Below are 22,142 nucleotides of genomic sequence, written 5' to 3'. Positions count from 1 at the left end.
TGTTGAGAGTTTGAGCTCTCAAAACTGAGCAACGAGTGAGTAACAGGCCTAAACCTGAGTTTTGAAGCTAATGCTTCATATTTGAATGTTTCCGTTGCAGGAAACGATTCTCCATAGAAAGGAGGTGATCCAGCCGCACCTTCCGATACGGCTACCTTGTTACGACTTCACCCCAATCATCTACCCCACCTTCGGCGGCTGGCTCCCTTGCGGGTTACCCCACCGACTTCGGGTGTTGTAAACTCTCGTGGTGTGACGGGCGGTGTGTACAAGACCCGGGAACGTATTCACCGCGGCATGCTGATCCGCGATTACTAGCAATTCCGACTTCATGTAGGCGAGTTGCAGCCTACAATCCGAACTGAGACCGGCTTTTCTAGGATTGGCTCCACCTCGCGGCTTCGCTTCCCGTTGTACCGGCCATTGTAGTACGTGTGTAGCCCAGGTCATAAGGGGCATGATGATTTGACGTCATCCCCACCTTCCTCCGGTTTGTCACCGGCAGTCTGCTTAGAGTGCCCAGCTTGACCTGCTGGCAACTAAGCATAAGGGTTGCGCTCGTTGCGGGACTTAACCCAACATCTCACGACACGAGCTGACGACAACCATGCACCACCTGTCTCCTCTGTCCCGAAGGAAAGGTCTATCTCTAGACCGGTCAGAGGGATGTCAAGACCTGGTAAGGTTCTTCGCGTTGCTTCGAATTAAACCACATACTCCACTGCTTGTGCGGGTCCCCGTCAATTCCTTTGAGTTTCAGTCTTGCGACCGTACTCCCCAGGCGGAATGCTTAATGTGTTAACTTCGGCACCAAGGGTATCGAAACCCCTAACACCTAGCATTCATCGTTTACGGCGTGGACTACCAGGGTATCTAATCCTGTTTGCTCCCCACGCTTTCGCGCCTCAGCGTCAGTTACAGCCCAGAGAGTCGCCTTCGCCACTGGTGTTCCTCCACATCTCTACGCATTTCACCGCTACACGTGGAATTCCACTCTCCTCTTCTGCACTCAAGCTCCCCAGTTTCCAGTGCGACCCGAAGTTGAGCCTCGGGATTAAACACCAGACTTAAAGAGCCGCCTGCGCGCGCTTTACGCCCAATAATTCCGGACAACGCTTGCCCCCTACGTATTACCGCGGCTGCTGGCACGTAGTTAGCCGGGGCTTTCTTCTCAGGTACCGTCACTCTTGTAGCAGTTACTCTACAAGACGTTCTTCCCTGGCAACAGAGCTTTACGATCCGAAAACCTTCATCACTCACGCGGCGTTGCTCCGTCAGGCTTTCGCCCATTGCGGAAGATTCCCTACTGCTGCCTCCCGTAGGAGTCTGGGCCGTGTCTCAGTCCCAGTGTGGCCGATCACCCTCTCAGGTCGGCTACGCATCGTCGCCTTGGTAGGCCTTTACCCCACCAACTAGCTAATGCGCCGCAGGCCCATCCACAAGTGACAGATTGCTCCGTCTTTCCTCCTTCGCCCATGCAGGAAAAGGATGTATCGGGTATTAGCTACCGTTTCCGGTAGTTATCCCTGTCTTGTGGGCAGGTTGCCTACGTGTTACTCACCCGTCCGCCGCTAGGTTAGTTAGAAGCAAGCTTCTAACTAACCCCGCTCGACTTGCATGTATTAGGCACGCCGCCAGCGTTCGTCCTGAGCCAGGATCAAACTCTCCATTAAAGACCAACCGAAGCTGGTTTATAGAAAGAGCGATAAGCTCATGTTGAAACTGACGAGATAAAATATCTCTTGTTTGATTTTGCGAACAAAATCGTTTTACTCACTCGTTGTTCAGTTTTCAAAGATCAAACATTTTTCTTTCGCTGCGTTTTTCAGCAGCTATAAGATCATATCATGTTCGTTTCAAAAATGCAAGGGCTATTTTTTTCTTTTTTTTTAAAAATCATTTCACCCAAGCTTTTCGCTTTTGAAACTGCTGTTTTGTTGTCAGCTCAAATAATATATCATAAACCCCAGCAACTTAGCAAGCACTTTTTTTTGTTTTTTTTATTTTAGAATAAATCCACTCATCTTTCAGCTCATTTAAAATCAGTCGAGGGGCTAGTTGCCCCTTCATTAGCTGATGACTTCCTCTGGCTCAAATACCTCTGCAGGCCAGTGCAGTTCCACACCTTGGCGAAGAAGAACATTTTGAAAACATCCAAGATGCTCTGCTGATCGGCTCACTTCAATGGGATATACTTCGTTGGAGACACAGTAAGCCGCTAGACTTCCTGATGATTCTCCTATATTCCATTCTGTAGGATGCAATCGATAGCAGCCATTGGCTATTTGGGTCATCCCTATATTTTTGCAGGCAGGAAGTAAATTGCGCACCCTCACCGGAATAAGTGAGCCCAATGGAATTTCATAAGGATAGTTAGGGATGTAGAATGTTCGCTGAGATACCGTAGTTGGATGAAGATCCAAATGATAGCTACCTACACCTACACTATCTATATATCGCTTGGGTCCCTCTTCTCCCCGAAGCTCACGACTTACATCAAACTCAGATATCATATACTTGGCCTGAATTCGGCGTGACTCGCGAATATAAGCCGTTTTAGCCAGACCGTCAGATGTGCCGAGAACATCACCCCGTAGTCGAATTCCCGGATAGCCGAACCCTCCATCTAACCGGGGCGCTTCGGTTTGAAGCCAATATATTAATGAACGAGTCAACTCACGCGCTCCTTCTCGATGTTTTGCCTGCTCCTGAGCAGTGACACCGATCAATGGCCCAAGGTAATAATCATTTTGCGCCCAGTTTAAAAGAGTTACCTCACCATCATTTAGCGGTTTGCTCCATATCGAGGGATCTACAATACGACGATAATCCCATAAGGATACAATGCCCTGATCGTTAGGAAACAATGTGAACTGTTTTAGTTTACTGGTATCATCCGCGTCAGTAGCAAACCAGCTCAAAATCGGAAAACGGGAAAAGGAAGGAATATAATTTCTCCAGAAATCATATTGTTGCGGCCGCTCTATAATGAAGCTTTCCTGGGGAATATAGTCTACGGCAGCCACATGTGTGATAGATTGCATATCAAAAGGGTTAGCACACTCCAGTGCATGAGGCTCACCCGTAGCAGCCCGCGACTCCGCTCCACTCGTATGCTCCACTCCTGCCATTGGAAGGAGATCACCACACTCTGTCGCATCCAGATAAAACGCTCCGTGCAGCACTCTAAATCCACACTTATAATCAGCGCTATTCGAGGTACGGACAGTTACAGAAGTAATACAGTCCCCATCCGTCTGAACGGCAATAGGCACGGTGTGATAGTATACATGAACGCGCCCCGTATTCAAATAGGGAGCGAGCATATCTTCAAGCACCCGCAGAGCTACCCGTGGTTCATGGGCCAGACGGCTTACCCAACCGTTCCCAGGGTTGAGAATGGGATTATTTCGAGCTTCTTCGGTTAACGGATAGTTCTGACGGTAATAGTCACGTACACGATTACGGAACTCACGGTATGTTGCTGTGCAACCAAATTGTTCGATCCATCGATGCTCATCTGGGGGAACCGCCTGTGAAGTTAACTGCCCCCCTAACCAGTCCGTCTCCTCTGTCACGATGACTCTCATGCCAGCCTTCGCCGCCGCAAGAGCTGCCGATGTCCCCCCCAGACCTCCGCCAATCACAACAATGTCGGTATCAAGCCGTTTTTGCGTCATGGTTCGTTCCCCTTTCATTCTTGTACTAGGACTCGGTCATTTCGAAGGCAAGCCGTGCAGCACCGATAATTCCAGCGCGATTGCCCAACAATGCCCGACTTACTTCCGTTTGAACTCCAAATGGGTGCAGATGCTTTTCCAGCATGGGCCACCAGACCTCTCCCGTGTCCGATACTCCTCCGCCTACAATGATCCCCTCAGGATCAAGAGTCACTGAGATGTTAGCTAGAAGTACAGCTAAATCTGCGGTGTAATCATCCAGCACCTGGATTGCTTCCTGGTTACCGTGAGCGGCTTCTTTCACAATCTCGTTCCCCGAGCGGTACAATTTACCGACGTGTTCCCTACCTCGACGTAAGAGGGCGCTCCCCGATACATATTGCTCGGCGCACCCTTTTCTTCCGCAATTACAGGGGTGTCCTCCGGGGAATAGAATACTGTGCCCCCAATCACCGCCGCTCCAATGAGCCCCTCTGCACAAGAGGCCATTTTCCATATATGCACCTCCGACACCTGTTCCCAACGTGAGCATCACCAAGCGTCGCTTGCCCTTCCCCGCTCCCTGCCACGCTTCTCCAAGTAAAGCGGCGTTCGCATCATTATCAGCAACCGCTCGTAAAGCCAGTTTTTCCCTAGCCCATGTTACTAAGGATGTACCTTGCCAGCCAGGTAGGTTATCTGTGGCATACACAACTTCGCCGCTCTCCACATTTACTCTGCCAGCAGTAGCAATGCCAAGAGCGCCTACATCTATATGGGCACCGAGGCTGGTATCTCCAAAAGAACGCAACAGTCCGAGCACAGATTCTGACACCTGCGACAATACCCATTCACGTCCCCGGGAAGCGTCCGTATCCAGCCGGATTTCATCAAGCACCGATCCGTCCCGTGCCACTATGGCGGCCTTCACCGATGTGCCCCCAATGTCGATTCCAATGACTCTGTTCACAGCAGCTGCCACCACACCAACCTCCTTGTTACCCTACATAAAAGCTTACTAGCTCTTTGTACAAACCTTCTATTAATAGCAATACATGAAATAGCCATTCATAAGCACCACAAACACAAGTCATTGAACCTGTCGAAACGCACAGTTTTCAATTCACAACTGAAAAATCTCAATAGCTTCGTTCAATAACGGCCCTCGCTGTTTTTTCCTTCATCTGTTTGGTGTGACTCGTGTGCTTGCGAGCAAGCCCTTCGCAGATGAGGTCAATCACGAATAGTTGTGAGATTTTAGCACCGATTGAACCACCTTCTATCGGCGCTTCTTTGCCCGCTGTTAGCAACACGATATCTGCAATGGAGGTAATGGGTGATTTCGCATAATTTGTAATTGCGATAACAGTTGCACCGTTTTGCTTGGCTTTATACAGCATATCGTTCGTATCCAGCGTACTTCCTGATACACTAATGCCGATAGCCACATCACCCGGGTTCATGGACACCGCCATCATCGACTGAATATGTCCGTCTGCCACAGCCTCGGCGCGACGCCCGATGCGTAAGAAACGGTTTTTAGCATCCTGCGCGGAAATCCCCGAAGCACCTACGCCGAAAAATTGAACATAGCCCGCTTGATCGAGACACGCAATCGCACGACCAAGCTCTGAATGGTCCAGCAGCCCCATACTGGAGTGCAAAATATCGAGCATGTTGTGATACACCGTGCGCGTAATATCTTGTTCGTCATCTGGGTCGATGTTCTCCTCGCCCATATCAGTTTTACGATAAGTCTGGTTTTGCGCTAGGGACAGTCGGAAATCCTGATAACCTCTGAAACCAATCTTCCGACAAAAGCGCATGACGGTCGTTTCGCCTGTACCTGCAAAATCCGCCAGCTCCGTCACAGAGAAATATATGATGTCTGCGGGATGCTCCAGTACGCACAAGGCAACTTTCTGCTCCGATTTCGTTAATGAAGGATAATACGTTTTAATTCGGTCGTTCATCTCCATAGATGCATTTCACTGCCTTCCTTGCGGCATCGGCAAACCGCTGCGTAATCAATTGGGGTCTGGTAATCGCCGAGCCTACAACCACTGCATGTGCTCCCATTCGGAATGCTTCCTCAACCTGCGCAGGATCATAGATTTTGCCCTCTGCAATTAAAGGAACGGGAACCAGTTCCGACGCTCTCCGAACCAGCTCCAGATCAGGACCCTCAATCTGAGCAGAGTACGGCGTATACCCGGATAACGTGGTGGATACGCAGTCTGCGCCAAGGGAGGCCGCATGAAGTGCCTCCTCCAGTGTCGATATATCTGCCATGGAAGTGACTCCCTGCTCATGGGCATAATCTATGAGCCTCTTCAGCTTGCATCCCGCTGGGCGCGGTCGTAATGTGGCATCCAGCGCAATGATATCCGCGCCTGCCTCCACCAGTTCCTCCATTTCACGAAGGGTAGGCGTAATGTAAATATCAGAATCATCATAATCCCGCTTAACCAAGCCAATCACTGGTAGAGAAATTGCCTGTTTAATCGCACGTACATCCGATGCGCCATTGGCGCGTATCGCCACAGCTCCACCCTGCTGTGCGGCAAGCGCCATTTTGACCATAGAATCTGCTCCATGTAACGGTTCGCCTGGTAGCGCCTGACAGGACACGATCAGTCCGTGCTGAACTTTGGATAATACACCTTCCATTCCCATAGGAATCACCCTCTCTTCTCAGCATGATGCCGTACGGTTAATGCGACTTCAAAGGTGCGGTTCCACGGCATGTAGCAATCTATAATTTCCACGCGGCCTTCCGGCCCGTTCACATATTCATTGAGCGCCTGCTCCAGCCGTCCGCGAATAACCGCAGCTACCGAGCCTCTCGGTCCATCGAGCATAAACTTGGTAAAACCCATCTGCTCCACAATTCCGTTATTCATAGCCGTACGTACCACAGCGCAATAACAGGCATCCTCGGCGTAGCGCAGCGACAGAAAATCCAAATGTTCCTCCGTAGAGCCATAGTGGGTATACAGCATGGACTGGGCAATGACGGTGCCCAGCGTGTTAGAACTGGTATTCCAGCCTGCATAACCCGCCAGCTTAAAAAGCAGTCCTTTTTGCTTCAATAGTCTAAGTAGCTTGAGATCTGCGCCGTTGGCGTAGCCCACATCAGCAACTGCAACATTTTGACCTGCATATTGCAGCATATAAGAACCGTACTCAACCAGCTCTATTACATTCCGATGCACATCATATCCGGTCATTGCACGCTGCTGGGATGAAGCCTCTGCCATCGTGTCACCAGGTGTGTTAGCCAACAAAATCAAATCAGCCTCCGTTGCTGAGGAAGCGATCAGCCCACCTGCCGCCATAATCTGATATTTTAAGGTTTCGTAAAAATAGCGATCTTCAAAAAGCGGTACTACGAATGCCCCCTGCAAAGCAGACAATCGGGGATACACCAGTGGGACTACATTATTCATCTTGTTAACCCAACGAGCCAGCAACGTACAACCCACTTCATCTGCCCCCGGGTACATGTATACATTCAAATCCAGCCCAAGCTCAGAAATACGACTTCTTAGCCGCTGCTGATCCTTGGCGGTATAGCCGTAGGGAGCCGAATCATCCTGTGGGATGATCATAAAATCAATGATACCTTCTGCTACGAGATCCAGCGCAACTTCATTGGCCTCCAAATTCACATGGCGACGCCCTAGGTAATCATCCAATATTTCCATTGGCAGACGCTCGTTGATATCAGCTAATTCGAGTAACTCTTCTGCGGTAGCAATCCCCAGCTCCTGACGATGCTCAATGAAGCCCTTTCTGAATATCTCACGACCCCAATCGGCATAGTAATCCGGTTCTTCATCAGCCAAAGAATATTGCGGACAGCGCATAATCAGTTGAAATGCATACAGGGTCAGTTGCGGATATAGCTGTTTTAGCCTGCGAAGCCGATTCACTCTATCTTTGACCTGCTCGCTCGACATACTGTGTAGTCGAGAAGGTACGATTCCTCCGTACAGCAACGTATCCATCGCAACAATGGCTCCATCAGCCGCCGCTGCGCGTTCTTCGAGCCATGCCCATAGTCTGATCGTATCGCCAGGGGTTTTCTTTTGTCCCATCCATTCTAATGGGGGCCGCTCCATCTCCAAGTCTGTGCCCTGTGCCAGTAAATAAGGAAATTGATAATTACAGGGCCGCTCATCCAGCGGTATAAAAAGTAATCGGGTTTTGGGCTTTACCATACGTTCCACCTCTCCTGAAAATTACCGTTATCCTAACGGCAAATGATTATTTTCAGGGCAGCTATGCTGCCTTGGTTGCTTAATCCAGCGCAAATACTCACAAAATCAGCCGATATTTTCCTTGTTCGTCCTGATCGACATAACCCCACTGCGCAGCAGCACGGATCGCCGGATTGCTACCCAGCCGAGCCTCCGCTTCTAAGCAAGCAGTGATACCGCTTCGCAGTTCTCCTACGATTTCGTCTGTCAGAGGTGACGGCTCTTGCTCGTCAACAGCTTCCCTCGGCGTGCCGCTCTCCCCCGACTGTGCATCGTCCTGTCGCTCGCTGCTGAGTGCAGCTTGACGCAGCACCTGCCACAGGCTCGCATCCAGCTCGGCGCGTTCCAGCCACGGTGCGGCCTGGGACACGAATCCTGCTGCTGGATCACCGGCAGGCACGCTCCGTAGGACGCTCACGGCCTGAAGCAGCCGCTCAAAGTACATATCCAGCGCAGGGATATCGCGCATTTGCAAAGCAAGGTCCACGTCCTCATACGCGTTGCCGCCTAGTCGGCTGTTCCTGTTTTGACGACAAAAAAACATCAATTCATCCGCACGCTCTCCCACTAACTCCTGCGCAGCCCATTCCCAAGATCGCTCAGGCATATACCGTTCACTGTTCCACATATAGTGGGACATCGTAATGAGCGTCACTTTGGAGCATTCCCACTGATTCATCGGGTTGGCCACCATACCGGTATGTCCACAGTCTGGTAGCCCGGAATATCGTCCGCGCAGCGGATCAAGGAATAACCGATCATGGTCACAATCATTCACCGGGATGTTATCCCACAGCCACAGCTCATGCCCGAAGAATACATGATTATCAGCGGCGTGCTCGCGACTAATCTGTGGAGCAAAAACAAAGTACCCGGTCCAGAACACCTTAATCTCCGGATGCAGCCGCTCACGGAAGTCCTTTTTGTATTCGGTATCCCAATATGACCAATATTCCGAAGGACAGACCGTCAGCGTAAATTCAGGCAGTCGTTCAGCTAGCCATGCATGCACCTTGTTCGTCAAAAAGACATGAGCGTGACCCGAGCGGCCCAGCAAATGTCGATTTCCCCCTTTGAGTACGTAGTCAATGTCATCCATTAACACAGAAAAATGACGTACGCCAATCGCAATCACGGCCGCCAGCTTTTCAGTCAATTTAAGGAAGTCTTCATCATTGCCAAAGCTCAGGTCGTTCCCTGGGCTGATACAATAATGGAAATCAACCTCATGCCGTTCGCAGGCTTCCTTTAATTCGCAAATCTGGGCAAACGTATCCTCAGGGTACGGCTCTCTCCATAGCTCACGATGATATGGATCATCCTTGGGGGCATACATGAATGTGTTCATCCGATGCGTAGCCATAAAACGGACGGCATCCAGCCGATCCGCGAAACTCCACGGTTTCCCATAGAAGCCCTCAATAATTCCTCTGACCGGGAAGGAAGGCTCATCCCGAATAGACATCACCGGCAGAGTACATCGCTCCTGTTCCACTTGAAGCAGGAGATGCAGGGCATCCATGCCGTATTTGAGCCCTCTTTTATTGGAAGCATGGACTTCAATTCGCCCGTCCTTCTGAATGTCCAACCGATATCCGTCTGCAGCAAGCGTTCCGTCATATTCGAGCACCAACTGTACGCTTCCCCGTGTTTCAGTCGGTACACCCGGTCCTGGAGGTACAATAAGCTTGATCGGTCCCTCAGGGTCCAGCACACCTTCATACTCCTGATTCATTGCAAAGCGAGAGGACAGTTCACAGATCAGTCGCGGTTCGGAGATAACCAGCCTTTCCCCGCTGTCATACACATCACGAAAATAATATTGAATCTCCTGCGGTGCTAGCCCTACACTCGAATAAGGCCCCGTTCCTTCGGACAGTTCCATCGCAATCGTCTCCTTCCATTCACAGGCTCTTCGTAGCCGTGACTACTGGCTATCCTTTTACCGCTCCCGCCAAACCTTCCATATAGTAGCGCTGTGTAAACAGGAACAATATAATGATCGGCAGTACCGAAATCATTGTGCCGGCAGCAATCCAGCCGAAGTTATAGGCAAATTGACCGTTGAGATACGTGAGCGCAGCTGCTAGCGGATATAGCTCCGTATCGTTCAAAATAACGATAGGCCACAGAAAGCTGTTCCAGAACGACATCGCCTCCAACAGAGAAATTACAGCAAGCGCTGGCTTGACCAGCGGAAGCACCAGCTGCCACCAAATTCGAAACTCCGAAGCGCCGTCCATTTTACCGGAATCACGTACATCGGTGGGAATATGAATAAACGTCTGTCGCATCAGAAAAATGTTGAACACGGAGACTGCCCCAGGCAACACTACACCCAAATATGTATTGCCCAGATGAAGCCCTTGAATGGTCAGATAATGCACAATAAATGCGGTGTAGGAAGGAATAATCATCGTGGCAATCAGCAGCGTAAACACCAGATTTTTACCCTTAAAACGAAACACAGCCAAGGGATATCCTGTCAGACTGGCGAGTACCACATTGAGCACAACGCCCAACACCGTAATGATGACCGTATTCAGCATATATTTCGGGAAATTCATGAACTGCCACACCTGAACATAGTTGTCGAAATTAATAAAGGTCGGAAAAATAGCGGGCGGCGTTGAAAAAATGTTACGGCCTGGCATGAGGGATACGCTGAGCAGCCAGAGGAACGGTCCCATTAAAAAGAGGGCGAGTAGCACTAGAAGCATGTAGATGACCGTCATTCTCAGCATTCGGGCGAGACTGCGCATGCTGCGGCTACTTTCCTTTTTAGGAAGAGATGAGCATAGCAATTTGTCATCCTTTAGATTCATCAATAGGGATTGACACCACCTTTCCTATTGAATCGGAATACGATAATACTAAGTACGGCAATCATTGCACCGACAATTAAGCCAAGCGCTGAAGCATACCCAAAATTAAACTGCTCCATCCCCTTTTGAAAAATATACAAGCTCGATGTCAACGTGGCCGTTCCCGGTCCACCCTTGGTTAGTACATATACTTCATCAAATACGCGGATAGCTGACATGAGTGATATAAGGGTACAGAACAGAACGTAAGGTCTTAGCAGTGGAAGAGTAATATGAACAATCAGACGCCATCGGCTTGCACCGTCGACTCTAGCGGCTTCGTACAGATCTTGAGGAATGTTTTGTAATCCAGCCAGATAGAGCATCATATAATACCCGAGTCCCTTCCACATTGTGATGAACATCAGTACATACAAGGCCAAGTTGCTGTCCGATAACCAGTGTATGTCTTTGCTAATCAGGCCGATCTGTATGAGCAAGTAGTTCACTACGCTGTTATTGCCCAACAGCCAGCTCCAAATTAAGGCTACAGCTACCATTGAAGTCACAACAGGGATGTAGTAGGTCGTGCGGAATATTTTGATTCCCGGAATACGGCTGTTCACAAGCACGGCCATCAGGATGGAGAAAATTTGGAGAAAGGGGACAATGAGCACGTACAACAATGAGTTCCAAATCGAAATAAGAAAGTTACGGTCCTTAAACGCCGCTTCAAAATTATTCAAACCGACAAAATGGGTATCTGATATGACAGAGTAGTCTGTCAATGCCAGCGGAATGCTGTAAATAATAGGCCAAAATACAAAGACGGCAAGCAATAACAGTCCCGGCGTCATAAAAGCCCAGGCCGTAAAAGACTCCGACCTCAACCATTTGATCATGCTGCATCACCACCTGATTTCGATAAATGAACAGGGGAGTATTCACTCCCCCCTGTCAAACCTATTGCTTTAAAATATCGTTTACTTCCTGCTCCAGAGCAGTTAGCGTCTCCTTCGTATCTCTTCCGTTCAATAAAATATTTTGCAAGGCTCGCGCGATGGCACTATTCACATCTTTGGCATTGGGCACACCAACCATATAATCTGTCGCCTTATCCAAACTTTGCGCGGATACTACCTTGGCTTGTGCTTCTAATGATTTGTCAGACTGAGTAAAATATGGATCCTTAATGGAGTCTTTCGTGGAAGGTAGTGTATTCGCCGCTTTAGAAAAAGCAGTTTGACTCTCTGCGTTTGTCAAGAAAACAGCAAATTTCACTGCTTCGTCCACATGTACAGACTTAGCAGGTACGACCAAGTCCATAGAGTTGGAGAGCCGCACATCGGCTTTGCCAGTTGGGACAGGGACAGCAATTGTGTTCTTATAAACGTCTGGCGCTGCCGTTTTGATAAAATTGATGAACGTGGGGCCTGCCAGCTCGAAAGCAACCTGCTCGCCGGCATAATATTTCACTTGTTGTGAGAAGTCAGCGTCTTCCTTGAGTACAACGCCATCTTCCATCTGTTTTTTTAGATTATCAATCATGGTGACTGCTTCTGGTGTATTGAACGCCGCCGCTGTCTTTTCTTTATTTAGAATAGGAATGCCGTCCACAGCGAAAAGCTTGGATACAAGCTGCTGAGCATAGCCTGCCTTGCCAATTTTTCTATTGATCTGACGGCCCCATTCAGACAATTCCTCCCGGGTTTTGGGCGGATGAGCAGGGTCCAATCCGGCGGCTTTGACCAGCTTTGTATTCATGTAAAGCACTTCTGTACCGGTATACCAGGGTAGCGCATAAGCTTTACCGTTAATGACTGTGGAATTATAAATACCCTCGAAATAAGCAGCCTTTTCCTCGGGCGACAAATGCTCGTTCATATCAACAACCGCACCCTTGGAGCCCATTTGGCTAGCAAATTCTGTATTGAGATTAACTACATCCGGACTGCTGTTGCTAGCGATACTTGTCAACAGCTTGTTGGTTACTGCGTCATAAGGGTAATCCTTCCAGTCAATTTTGACATTGGGGTTCTTCTGCTCATAATCGGCAATCACCCGATTGAAATACGGGGTAAATGTAGGTTGTAGTGCAATGGTCCAAAATTGCAGTGTTACTTTCCCTCCGTCAACCTTTTCCGACTTTGATCCTCCACCACCGCAGCTGCTCAGCAGTACAACCAGCGCCAGCATAGATACAAGCAACCGTAACCTGCCTTTCGCTTTCTTTGTCACATGGTGACCCCCTTGTTCTTAGTTGATTAAGGCAAATTATAGCAGAAATACCGTTATAGAAGGAACGTTTTTTTAATAAAATAAATTTAGAAGGAATAATTTTTCTTTTATTGGATACAAAAAAGACGCCTCCTCAGCAGAGACGCCATTTCCCTAAATCAACCCATCAAAGGGTTCACATCTATTAATAGTATGGGGCCATGAAAACGTACACCAATACCCCGGTCAAACTCACATATAGCCAAATTGGCATCGTCCAGCGCGCAATCTTACGATGTTTTGCTACCTGCATCGTCCATCCCCATACAACCGTGAACAGTGCCAGCGGTACAATAATCGCAGCCAGTATGCTATGCGAAATCAACAATGTAAAGTAAATCGGACGAAGGATACCCACACCGCCATATTTTGCAGTTTCCGGCGAAATGTAGTGAAAGGTCAGGTAGGAAAATAAAAATAAAACGGTACTGGCAAAGGCCAGCAGAATAAAGGTTTTATGCACCTTGATGTTCTTCTTGAAAATAGCAACCAATGCAGCCACCAGGAAAATAAACGTGAAGCTGTTAAAAATCGCATTCAACCTTGGGAAAATAGTGAGATCAAAACTGACACTCCCCTGGTATCCGATCGGCGAAAAGAATAGCAGCAAAATAATCACGTTGGCTATAATGGAAACGGTGATAATCAAGGTTGTAAAATTACGATTGCTCGTTGGAACGTACTGCTTGTCCTCACTCGCTTTATTCATCATGAGCGTCTCCTTCGTTTAAATTCAGGTTTTCATTATTTTTGCGGTCATAACCATAATATATTATATAGAACTCATAGTTAGCCTGTGAAGTGACAACAGTATGAACAATTTCACAGCCATCCGGCAAGAAATGTGCTTCAACATTTGAGGATAGCCCTTTGTTTCCCTATATCAACGGTAGAATGCATTCTTTTTAAAAGCTTTATGCACACAAAAAAACACCGGAAGAGTCTGATTACCCGCTCCGGTGTTGTGTCGGTTATGCAGTTAAGCAGCCTTGATGATCCATATTCATTGCTGCCACACGTCACTGTATTCTTTATGGCGCTTGAACAGAGCAAGTGCGTACGAGCAAGCAGGGATAACCTTTTTATGCTGATTTCTTGCCATCTCAACCACTCTGTCGATGAGCTCCTTGCCAATTTTTTGACCCCGTAACTGCTCGGATACAAATGTATGGTCAATGACCAATGAGTGGTCATCTACGGATTTATAACCTACTTCTGCAACTACCTGTCCATCATCCACCATGACTACTGCATGGTCCTCCTCGCGAATTTGTCTCATGAGACCAATCCCCTTTCTGACTGAAGAAAATCCCGTAAAACTCATGCTAACGAATTAATGCAATCACTTCATGCCGACGCTAGATATTCTTATCATTCCCCTATTTAGGGATCAGAGAAACATCACATACGAGGATTTTGCAAAAATCCCATAAGCGACTTCCAATGAACAAGATATAGATCGAAATGGTTTAGTTCGTCTATATCTTGCACTTCGGAGCGACTGGAATCAAATTTTGCAAAATCCTGATACATAAAATAAGATCTATCGTCGACACTATATTTATTCATATAAAGGCAAGGGAGGTGCTGCGTTGCGTACAGAAATAAAACCCGTCATCCCGTTTGAACCGGAACTGAGCGAAAAAGTACCTGTAGATGCAACAGGCCTTTGGCGTTACGAAATAAAATGGGACGGTACGAGAATTTTGACGTATCACAACCAGGGCAGCACACGCCTGTTCAACCGCAAACAGCACGAACGAACGCTTTTATACCCGGAGCTTGCTCTCTTCCCCTCCTACTGCAAGGCTGATTCGGTCATATTGGACGGGGAAATGATCGCACTCGGTGCCGACGGTAAACCATCGTTCCATGAAATTATGCGACGGGATCTGATTCGTCGGACGGATCGAATTCAGTCAGCCTATGAAGCTGTGCCTGCTACTTACATGTTGTTTGATATTATTTATCTGAACGGGGAGTGGGTTCATCTTAAACCGTTACAGGAAAGGCTTGAACTGCTGCATCAGATCATCATACCGAATGAACGGATTCAACTGGCTCCCGCTCATCCTGATGGACAAGCTCTATTTCAGGTTATGTGCAGCCAAGGAATGGAAGGTATTGTGTGTAAAAAGCTGGATAGTCCGTACACATTGGGCGGAAAGGACGGACGATGGCTCAAGGTCAAAAATTATGGCGATATCATTGCCGTTATCGGTGGCTATACCCTGAACGGAGGCATTATCAACGCTGTGTTGCTGGGCCAATATGATAAACAAGGAATGCTGCGCTATATCGGGCATGTGGGTACGGGCAAGCTGACTCGGGAAGATTGGCGTCAGCTTACCGAGCGCCTGCTACCACATACCATATCGGAACGACCCTTTAGCAATAAACCGGATCGGCATCAAGATGCGTTTTGGGTGCAACCCATGTATACCGCCAAGGTTCAATATAGTGAGTGGCGGTGGCAAGAAGGACGTACCCTGCGTCAGCCCTCCATACAAGCCTTTGTGAATCAGGACCTCGATCAGTGTATCGGCCCCTGGATGTGACGTTTTACAGATATATTTTCAAAAAATGCGGAACAAAGTTTGTATAAATCATTGCAACCAGTGGTTAATTAAATTACAGTTAACTAATTAACTACATCGAGGTGGATCGCATGTTCTTTTTTTTGGACTCCGAAATTCGTCAACTGGCCTATAATCTCTTTCCAGGTGGCAATAAACCAATTGGTGTTTTGGTAGATTTATTTTCCATAACTTATGAAATACGTAAAAACATGGAGAAGCGTTCACGTGAATTTGGTCTCTCCTACGGGCAATATATCGCGCTTTGTGTACTTTCAGCACAAAGAGATGAAATGTCTTCTCCTTCTGCTTTGGCTGAAAAGATGGGTGTAAGCCGGGCAGCAATCAGTTCCATGGTTATTTCTCTCGAACAAGAGGGATTCATTAATAAATATGACGATCCCAATGACAAGCGGGGAGTGTTCGTGTCCCTGAACGATAAAGGAAAAAGTAAAATTCAACAGATGGATCCCTTTTTCGTAGGGCTGGCTTCACGTCTGATGTCAGACTTTAGTGAGTCGGAAATCTGTCAGTTCCAAACCTATTTGTCACGCGTACGTTCTGCGTTTGAAGATGTCAAAGGTTCGCGTCTAACCGACTCCAGAGAGAAGAGAGAAAAATGGTGCGAAGACTGAGGCAAAAACTGTTCGTCAAACTTGCCCGCATATCTGCTGGCAGAATGGGTGCTGCGTCCGATTTCAAACCTTCGTATTCTCCCAAAGTACATCGGAAAGAAAGGATCATCCACTCCCTGTATTCTTCATTTTTCATGGTAGCGGTTTCATGATGGGCAGCGCTGAAGTTGAAATTGGCATTTGAGTTCCGCATCGGAACGTCTGGCAGAACTGAAGAAATAAAAATAAGCCTCCTGCTGCCACTGCCATTATGCAGTCGGGTTCAGGAGGCTTATTATTTATCATTACAAACTGTTAAAAGCGTCAGTCAATACAGGTACAATTTGCGATTTGCGCGATACGACGCCTTTCAGAACAGCCTTATTGTCGTCCAACTGAACATTATAGGCTTTTTCAACTGCCTGGGCTTGGCTTCCCAGCGCAATACCAATGGAATCACTGTTCACAATGTCTGTTACGACGAACAAGAACAGATCAAGATTTTTAGCTTCAATGGTTTGGGCCAATGCAGCTTCCAGATCAGCTTGACGGGACAACACATCGTTTACGTCTACTGCGTTCACTTGAGCAATTTCCACTTTGCGACCATTCATCTGAAATTCTTTGGCATCCAGACTTACTAACTGTTCAATGGTATGACCACTCAAGTCAGCTCCCGCTTTAAGCAAGTCAAATCCGTAACGATCTGCATCCACACCAGCAATTTCAGCCAGTTCACGAGCAGCAGCTACGTCTTGATCCGTGCAGGTTGGGGATTTAAACAACAGAGAATCGGAAATAATCGCGGACAACATTAGACCTGCGATATCTTTCGGAATTGCTACACCATTTTCCTTGTAGAGCTTGTTCAAAATGGTGGCTGTGCAACCCACTGGCTCAGCGCGGAAGTATAACGGCTGGCTTGTTTCAAAGTTAGCGATCCGGTGATGGTCGATGACTTCAGTTACACGTACCTTGTCAATATCAGCGGCGCTTTGCTGGCGTTCATTATGATCGACCAGAATGACGTTGTCCGTTTCAGCAGCAACCTGCTCAACCAGACGTGGCGCGCTCACTTTGAAATAATCCAGTGCATACTGCGTTTCCCCGTTCACCTCGCCCAGACGAACCGGCTCTACGTCCGCGCCCAGTTTGGTTTTTAAGTCTGCATAAGCAATAGCTGAGCAAATGGTATCCGTATCCGGATTTTTATGCCCGAAAATCAATGTTTTTGCCAACATAATCGACTCCTTTGCCTTAGGCATTTTACATGATTGTGAAACCTCAACAATTCCAATGCAGATTATATCATTAAATCTCGCATTCTCCCATTCCTCTTCGATTGTTTTCAAAAATAATCTAGTAAATTCATAACATTTCCATGGAATCTACATGTAATGTTAACCTTATTTTTTCTAAAAATATAAAAAACATATAGTAATATATCCCACCAATATGGTAAGATATGCCTCAAAACTGGCAAGTTAGTCACCAGTGGTCAATTCTATTATTTTAGATATTAAGGGAGGCGTGAGAATAACGGCAGTGGCTTCAAATCCTAGTATGTAGAGATATCATATTTTGATTGAAAAGAGGGAAATCTTTGAAAAAGCCGATCATTTTGCAAAAAATACCTGTCGTATCACTCGCTCTTGCCTTGACGGTAAGCTTGTCTCTGCCGTCTGTCAGTTCTGCTGCTAGCGCAGATCTGCAAATCAACTCATTTCTGGAAGCTCAGCAAGCATTGACTATTGAGGCGGCTCCGGCCTTCATTTCGCCAGAGCTCAGCACAGATTCTTCCCGTCAGGTCAGAGTCATCGTACAGCTTGATGGTGAGCCCTTAGCCGTGGACAAATATGCAGCACGTTCAGGCGTCCAAGCTTTTACAGCTCAATCTGAGCAAAAAGCGGAATCCGCGATTGCCACTGAGCAAACTACGTTCGTAGACCAAGCCGCTGAGCATGGTATTTCTCTTCAGGTGAATTACCAGTACAACACGGTGCTTAACGGCTTGGAGGTCACACTGCCAGCCAATAAGATTCCAGAACTGGCTAAACTGCCAGGCGTAAAATCCATTCATGAAAACAAAACGTATTATTCCATCCCCGTACAGGACCCGCCAACACTTACAGCCAGTGAAGCCACTTATGATAACGCACCGCTGGACCAGATTGGTGTTCCTGAAGCCTGGGCCAAAGGATTGAATGGCGCGGGAATCAAGGTCGGGGTTATTGATACCGGTATCGATTATGAGCATCCGGACTTGAAAGAAGCCTACAAAGGCGGATATGACTCTTTTGAACAGGACAACGACCCTTACGAGGAACCGTTCCTCGAAAAGGAGAATGATCCATTCGGCACAGGTTTTAGCGGAACGACACATGGTACTCACGTCTCTGGCACAATTGCTGGTAAAGCCACCAATAAATCCTCGGATATTGTGCAAAAGGGTATTGCCTATAAATCGGACTTATACGTGTATAAAGTGCTTGGACGCAATACCAAGACGGGTCGCTCCTCCGGTTCCTCCGCACAGGTCATTGATGGTATTGAACGTGCTGTCAAAGATGGTATGAACGTCATTAACCTGTCGCTGGGCTCGGATTCTGAAAAGGACCCGAACTCCCCGGATTCCATTGCTATTAATAATGCTGTACTTTCCGGCGTAGTCGCGGTCATAGCGAATGGTAATGCGGCCCAACAAGGACCCTACTTTTATTCCATGGGTTCTCCCGCAACATCCCAGCTGGCGATTTCCGTCGGTGCAGCCACTTCCCCGAGCCATAGCTATTCAAATAAAGCATCCGTCAATCTTGTAACCTATGGTAATGATGAAAAGCCTTTAACAGTTACATCAGATACCTATTACAATTTTAATATGATGGCTTGGCAAACTTTTCATGAGGATTTTTCTTCTATTATGGGGACAGAACCATTGGAATTGGTTTATGCCAATTTGGGATATCCAGATGATTTCACTTCTAAAGATGTAAAAGATAAGGTTGTGATCGTATCGCGTGGCGTCTTGGGCTTCGTAGACAAGATCGCAAACGCACAACAAAATGGTGCAAAGGCTATTATTATTTTTAATGGTCAAGCGAAATCTGGCGACAGCACACGAGCCAATCTGAGTGAAGCTATCCCTGGTTACGATGGTTACATTAATTCGAATCAAGGAGACAATGTAGATTATATCCCTACCTTTGACATGACAGGAAAAGAAGGTAGAGCACTGGCAAGACAAATCATTGAAAGCCAAAACCACAAACAAAAATTCTTTATTGCTTTTGGAGAAGAGTATCATCGTACTGACAATCCTGGTAATACCATGGCCGGATTTAGCTCCCGCGGACCCAATGGCGATGAACTGCTGAGCATCAAGCCGGACGTGAGCGCACCAGGGGTTAGCATCATGTCAACCTACCCTGCCTTCGCCAAGTTCTATCCGGATGCATCCTATGAGCAAGCTTACAAACGCAGCAACGGAACGAGTATGGCATCTCCGCATGTGGCTGGACTTGCCGTGTTGCTGAAGCAGCAACATCCGAACTGGACACCGTTTGATATCCGCGCTGCTCTGGCAAACACTTCGGTTACACTCTTTGATGAGGATAAAATCCAATATGATGTGTATTCCCAAGGTGCAGGCCTTGTAAACATCGCTAATGCGATTCAGACGCCAGCCCTGCTGGAAACCGTCGAAAAGATTACGATTCTCGACAAAAACTTTAATCGGCAGGAGGTTGTGAATTACAATCCTTCCGCCAGCTTCGGGGTGTTACGACCTGGTAGTGATGCGAAGCAGATTCAGCTTCAACTCAAAAACTTGTCGGCTAACACTGTGCAATATGAAGCCAGCACCGTGTTACATGATAATGTAACCTCTGATCCAACTAAGCCGATTGCTACACCTGACGTGAGCAACATTGCCGTTCAGTTGCAAGGTGTTGGCGCGAATGGAGCAATTTCGGCAGAACCGGGTAAATCGCAACCGTTCTTCCTGTCTGTGCAACCAAATTCGGGTGCAGCCACAGGTGTATATGAAGGGGAAGTTATTCTGAAAAGCGCCGGACTGCCAACACTACATTTGCCGTTCGTCGTTCATGTGGGCAAAGAAAATCCAACGACAGGCTTTGGCTTACAGGACCTGAGTGTTACCAACCCGATTATTTACCCAAGTCGGACAGGTGCTCAGCGCTCAACAGATTTGGCTTTCCGCCTGACCACAGATAAAACCAACCAGATCGCGCTTTATGTATACGGCGTAGATGATAAATTGATCGGTCTGATTGATGGAATAACGACTTCCAAAGAACAAGGAGCTAACGCTCGCCTCAAACAAGGCGTATATTCCTTTAAGGGTATTGACGGAAGTTACGTGGAATTAGATGACAATGGCAAGCCTGTGCTGGATGCTAATGGTCAACCCGTTATTCAACACTTGAAAGATGGCGTGTACAAGCTGGAAGTCAGTTCTCCTGAACTGAATGAAAAGGGCGAAGTTAAACGCAATACCGATGGCCCTAAACTGTTCACCGCCACTAAAGCTATTCGTGTGGATAATAGCGCCGCATCCAGCGGTAGTGGTGGAGGCGGAGGTGGTGGAGGTGGCGGCAGAAGCAATACTACACCTTCTGCTGCAACGAACACATCCCCCCCTGTTCCTACATCTGCTCCTTCACTTCAAAGCGTAGTGAAGCAAGGACAGGCTGTTAAAACTGTCACTACAGCCGTTGCAATGAACAATAATGTACAGTCGCTGACAGTAACCGATGCAGATTTGCAGGCTGCCGTGACAGCAGCAGGTTCCAGCCCGACAGCTATTGTACTGTCGGCTACTAGCCAAGCAGGCCAAACGACGAAAGCATCGCTCACTTCCACACAACTGGTAACGCTGGGCAAGGCTGCAGCAGGAAGCAGCTTGATTGTAAGCAATACAGGCTCCTCTCTGGCTTTGCCAGTATCCGCTCTGAAAAATGTTCCTGCTGGTGCAGGCATTGAAGTGATCATCAGCAGCCAGGCAGAGGCGAGCGGTACATTTACAGGCAAGTTGAAAGGCTCCAATGTGATCGGCACCCCGGTAGGGTTTGAAGCTAACATTGTCACTGGTGGCAAGAGTCAATCGCTCAAAGTTGCTCCAGGACAGTTTATTAGCAGATCCTTTACCGTACCTGGTCAAATTGATTCTAATACAGCCGGTGTACTCTATACGGCAAACGGAAATGTTTATCCCGTTCCATCCGTCTTCACCAAGCAGGCTGATGGATCTACCGTCGTCAAGGTAAGCCGTCCGGGCTTCTCGACGTATGCAGCGGCGACACGTCCCGTTAGCTTTGAAGATATCTCATCGTCGTATGCCCAATCCGAAATTCAATCGCTGGCAAACAAGTTGCTGATTAACGGCACGACCGACACGACTTTCTCACCGAAGAAAAACGTGACACGTGCAGAATTTGCAGCCCTGGTAACCCGAGCACTCGGCCTGACACCAGGTACTGCTGGACCATTCAGTGATATCCCGGCAGGTAGCTGGTACTCCGGCGATGTGGCAGCCGCTTATGAAGCTGGATTGATTACGGGCCGCAGCAGCGACAAGTTCGATCCGAATGCTAATATCAGTCGTCAAGAAATTGCTGTCGTGCTGGGTAAAGCTGTAGATCTGCTTCAAATCAAAGCAGCAGCCGATGGTCCTGCACGCACACCGTACCATGATGCTTCATCCTTTGCAGGCTACGCCAAGGACAGTATTGAAAAAGTAAGTGCAGCAGGCATCATCAACGGGGAAGCGATTAAAGGCTCCTCCTACTTCCAGCCGAATGCACCTACAACCCGTGAGGCATCTGCCAAGGTGCTGCATGTGCTCTTACAAAAAGCTTCGCTGATTAACTAACAATTAAAAAGCCCCCCGAGCCGTGTTATAACCAAAGCTGCGGTTCGGGAGGCTATTTTT

The 22,142-nt window shown here is 47.8% G+C and carries 15 protein-coding genes and 1 rRNA gene; 3 read left to right on the top strand and 13 right to left on the bottom strand.

Annotation, left to right across the window (positions count from 1 at the left end):
• Positions 1–117 precede the first annotated feature (117 nt).
• The 12 genes from MKY98_RS01710 to MKY98_RS01655 all read right to left on the bottom strand — a co-directional run bounded on the left by MKY98_RS01710 (position 118) and on the right by MKY98_RS01655 (position 14,281).
• Positions 118–1,673 (bottom strand): 16S ribosomal RNA (locus MKY98_RS01710).
• 396 nt (positions 1,674–2,069) lie between these two features.
• Positions 2,070–3,680 (bottom strand): FAD-dependent oxidoreductase, encoded by a 1,611-nt coding sequence (locus tag MKY98_RS01705; protein WP_029516812.1) that lies wholly within the window; start codon positions 3,678–3,680, stop codon positions 2,070–2,072.
• Between the two features lie 25 nt (positions 3,681–3,705).
• Positions 3,706–4,641 (bottom strand): ROK family protein, encoded by a 936-nt coding sequence (locus tag MKY98_RS01700; protein WP_141695528.1) that lies wholly within the window; start codon positions 4,639–4,641, stop codon positions 3,706–3,708.
• Between the two features lie 157 nt (positions 4,642–4,798).
• Positions 4,799–5,638 carry a MurR/RpiR family transcriptional regulator gene (locus MKY98_RS01695; RefSeq protein WP_029516814.1) on the bottom strand — a complete coding sequence of 280 codons (840 nt, stop codon included), beginning with the start codon at positions 5,636–5,638 and terminating at the stop codon, positions 4,799–4,801.
• Positions 5,616–6,335: an N-acetylmannosamine-6-phosphate 2-epimerase gene (locus MKY98_RS01690; protein ID WP_029516815.1), complete on the bottom strand. Its 720-nt coding sequence runs from the start codon at positions 6,333–6,335 to the stop codon at positions 5,616–5,618. The genes MKY98_RS01695 and MKY98_RS01690 overlap by 23 nt, the downstream gene beginning before the upstream one ends.
• A 5-nt stretch (positions 6,336–6,340) precedes the next feature.
• Positions 6,341–7,882: a DUF4127 family protein gene (locus MKY98_RS01685; protein WP_069012568.1), complete on the bottom strand. Its 1,542-nt coding sequence runs from the start codon at positions 7,880–7,882 to the stop codon at positions 6,341–6,343.
• A gap of 97 nt (positions 7,883–7,979) precedes the next feature.
• Positions 7,980–9,806: a protein O-GlcNAcase gene (locus MKY98_RS01680; protein ID WP_069012567.1), complete on the bottom strand. Its 1,827-nt coding sequence runs from the start codon at positions 9,804–9,806 to the stop codon at positions 7,980–7,982.
• A 49-nt stretch (positions 9,807–9,855) separates the two neighbouring features.
• Positions 9,856–10,746: a carbohydrate ABC transporter permease gene (locus tag MKY98_RS01675; RefSeq protein WP_029516818.1), complete on the bottom strand. Its 891-nt coding sequence runs from the start codon at positions 10,744–10,746 to the stop codon at positions 9,856–9,858.
• Entirely contained in the window at positions 10,746–11,627 is an 882-nt protein-coding gene (locus MKY98_RS01670; protein WP_029516819.1) for a carbohydrate ABC transporter permease, read from the bottom strand. Before MKY98_RS01670 ends, MKY98_RS01675 begins: the two co-directional genes overlap by 1 nt.
• Positions 11,628–11,688: 61 nt before the next feature.
• Complete coding sequence (locus MKY98_RS01665) at positions 11,689–12,963, bottom strand: ABC transporter substrate-binding protein (protein WP_029516820.1); 1,275 nt, start codon at positions 12,961–12,963, stop codon at positions 11,689–11,691.
• Between the two features lie 184 nt (positions 12,964–13,147).
• A complete protein-coding gene (locus MKY98_RS01660) occupies positions 13,148–13,714 on the bottom strand; it encodes a DUF420 domain-containing protein (protein ID WP_416145688.1) in 567 nt (188 codons plus the stop codon).
• Positions 13,715–14,005: 291 nt separating this feature from the next.
• Positions 14,006–14,281 (bottom strand): GNAT family N-acetyltransferase, encoded by a 276-nt coding sequence (locus MKY98_RS01655; protein WP_029516822.1) that lies wholly within the window; start codon positions 14,279–14,281, stop codon positions 14,006–14,008.
• 313 nt (positions 14,282–14,594) lie between these two features.
• On the opposite strand from MKY98_RS01655, the gene MKY98_RS01650 reads away from it, so the two are divergent.
• Positions 14,595–15,560 carry an ATP-dependent DNA ligase gene (locus MKY98_RS01650; RefSeq protein WP_029516823.1) on the top strand — a complete coding sequence of 322 codons (966 nt, stop codon included), beginning with the start codon at positions 14,595–14,597 and terminating at the stop codon, positions 15,558–15,560.
• Positions 15,561–15,670: 110 nt separating this feature from the next.
• Positions 15,671–16,213 carry a MarR family winged helix-turn-helix transcriptional regulator gene (locus MKY98_RS01645; protein WP_029516824.1) on the top strand — a complete coding sequence of 181 codons (543 nt, stop codon included), beginning with the start codon at positions 15,671–15,673 and terminating at the stop codon, positions 16,211–16,213.
• 284 nt (positions 16,214–16,497) lie between these two features.
• Here MKY98_RS01645 and MKY98_RS01640 read toward each other — a convergent pair whose 3' ends face one another.
• Positions 16,498–17,433 carry a manganese-dependent inorganic pyrophosphatase gene (locus MKY98_RS01640; RefSeq protein WP_274386410.1) on the bottom strand — a complete coding sequence of 312 codons (936 nt, stop codon included), beginning with the start codon at positions 17,431–17,433 and terminating at the stop codon, positions 16,498–16,500.
• A gap of 362 nt (positions 17,434–17,795) precedes the next feature.
• On the opposite strand from MKY98_RS01640, the gene MKY98_RS01635 reads away from it, so the two are divergent.
• A complete protein-coding gene (locus MKY98_RS01635) occupies positions 17,796–22,082 on the top strand; it encodes a S8 family serine peptidase (protein ID WP_069010083.1) in 4,287 nt (1,428 codons plus the stop codon).
• Positions 22,083–22,142 lie beyond the last annotated feature (60 nt).

This window comes from Paenibacillus sp. FSL M8-0228 (assembly GCF_038007385.1).
In the GTDB taxonomy this organism is placed as follows: domain Bacteria; phylum Bacillota; class Bacilli; order Paenibacillales; family Paenibacillaceae; genus Paenibacillus; species Paenibacillus polymyxa_D.
Note: the sequence above shows the minus strand (reverse complement) of the source record. Positions and strands in the feature narration are given on the sequence as shown.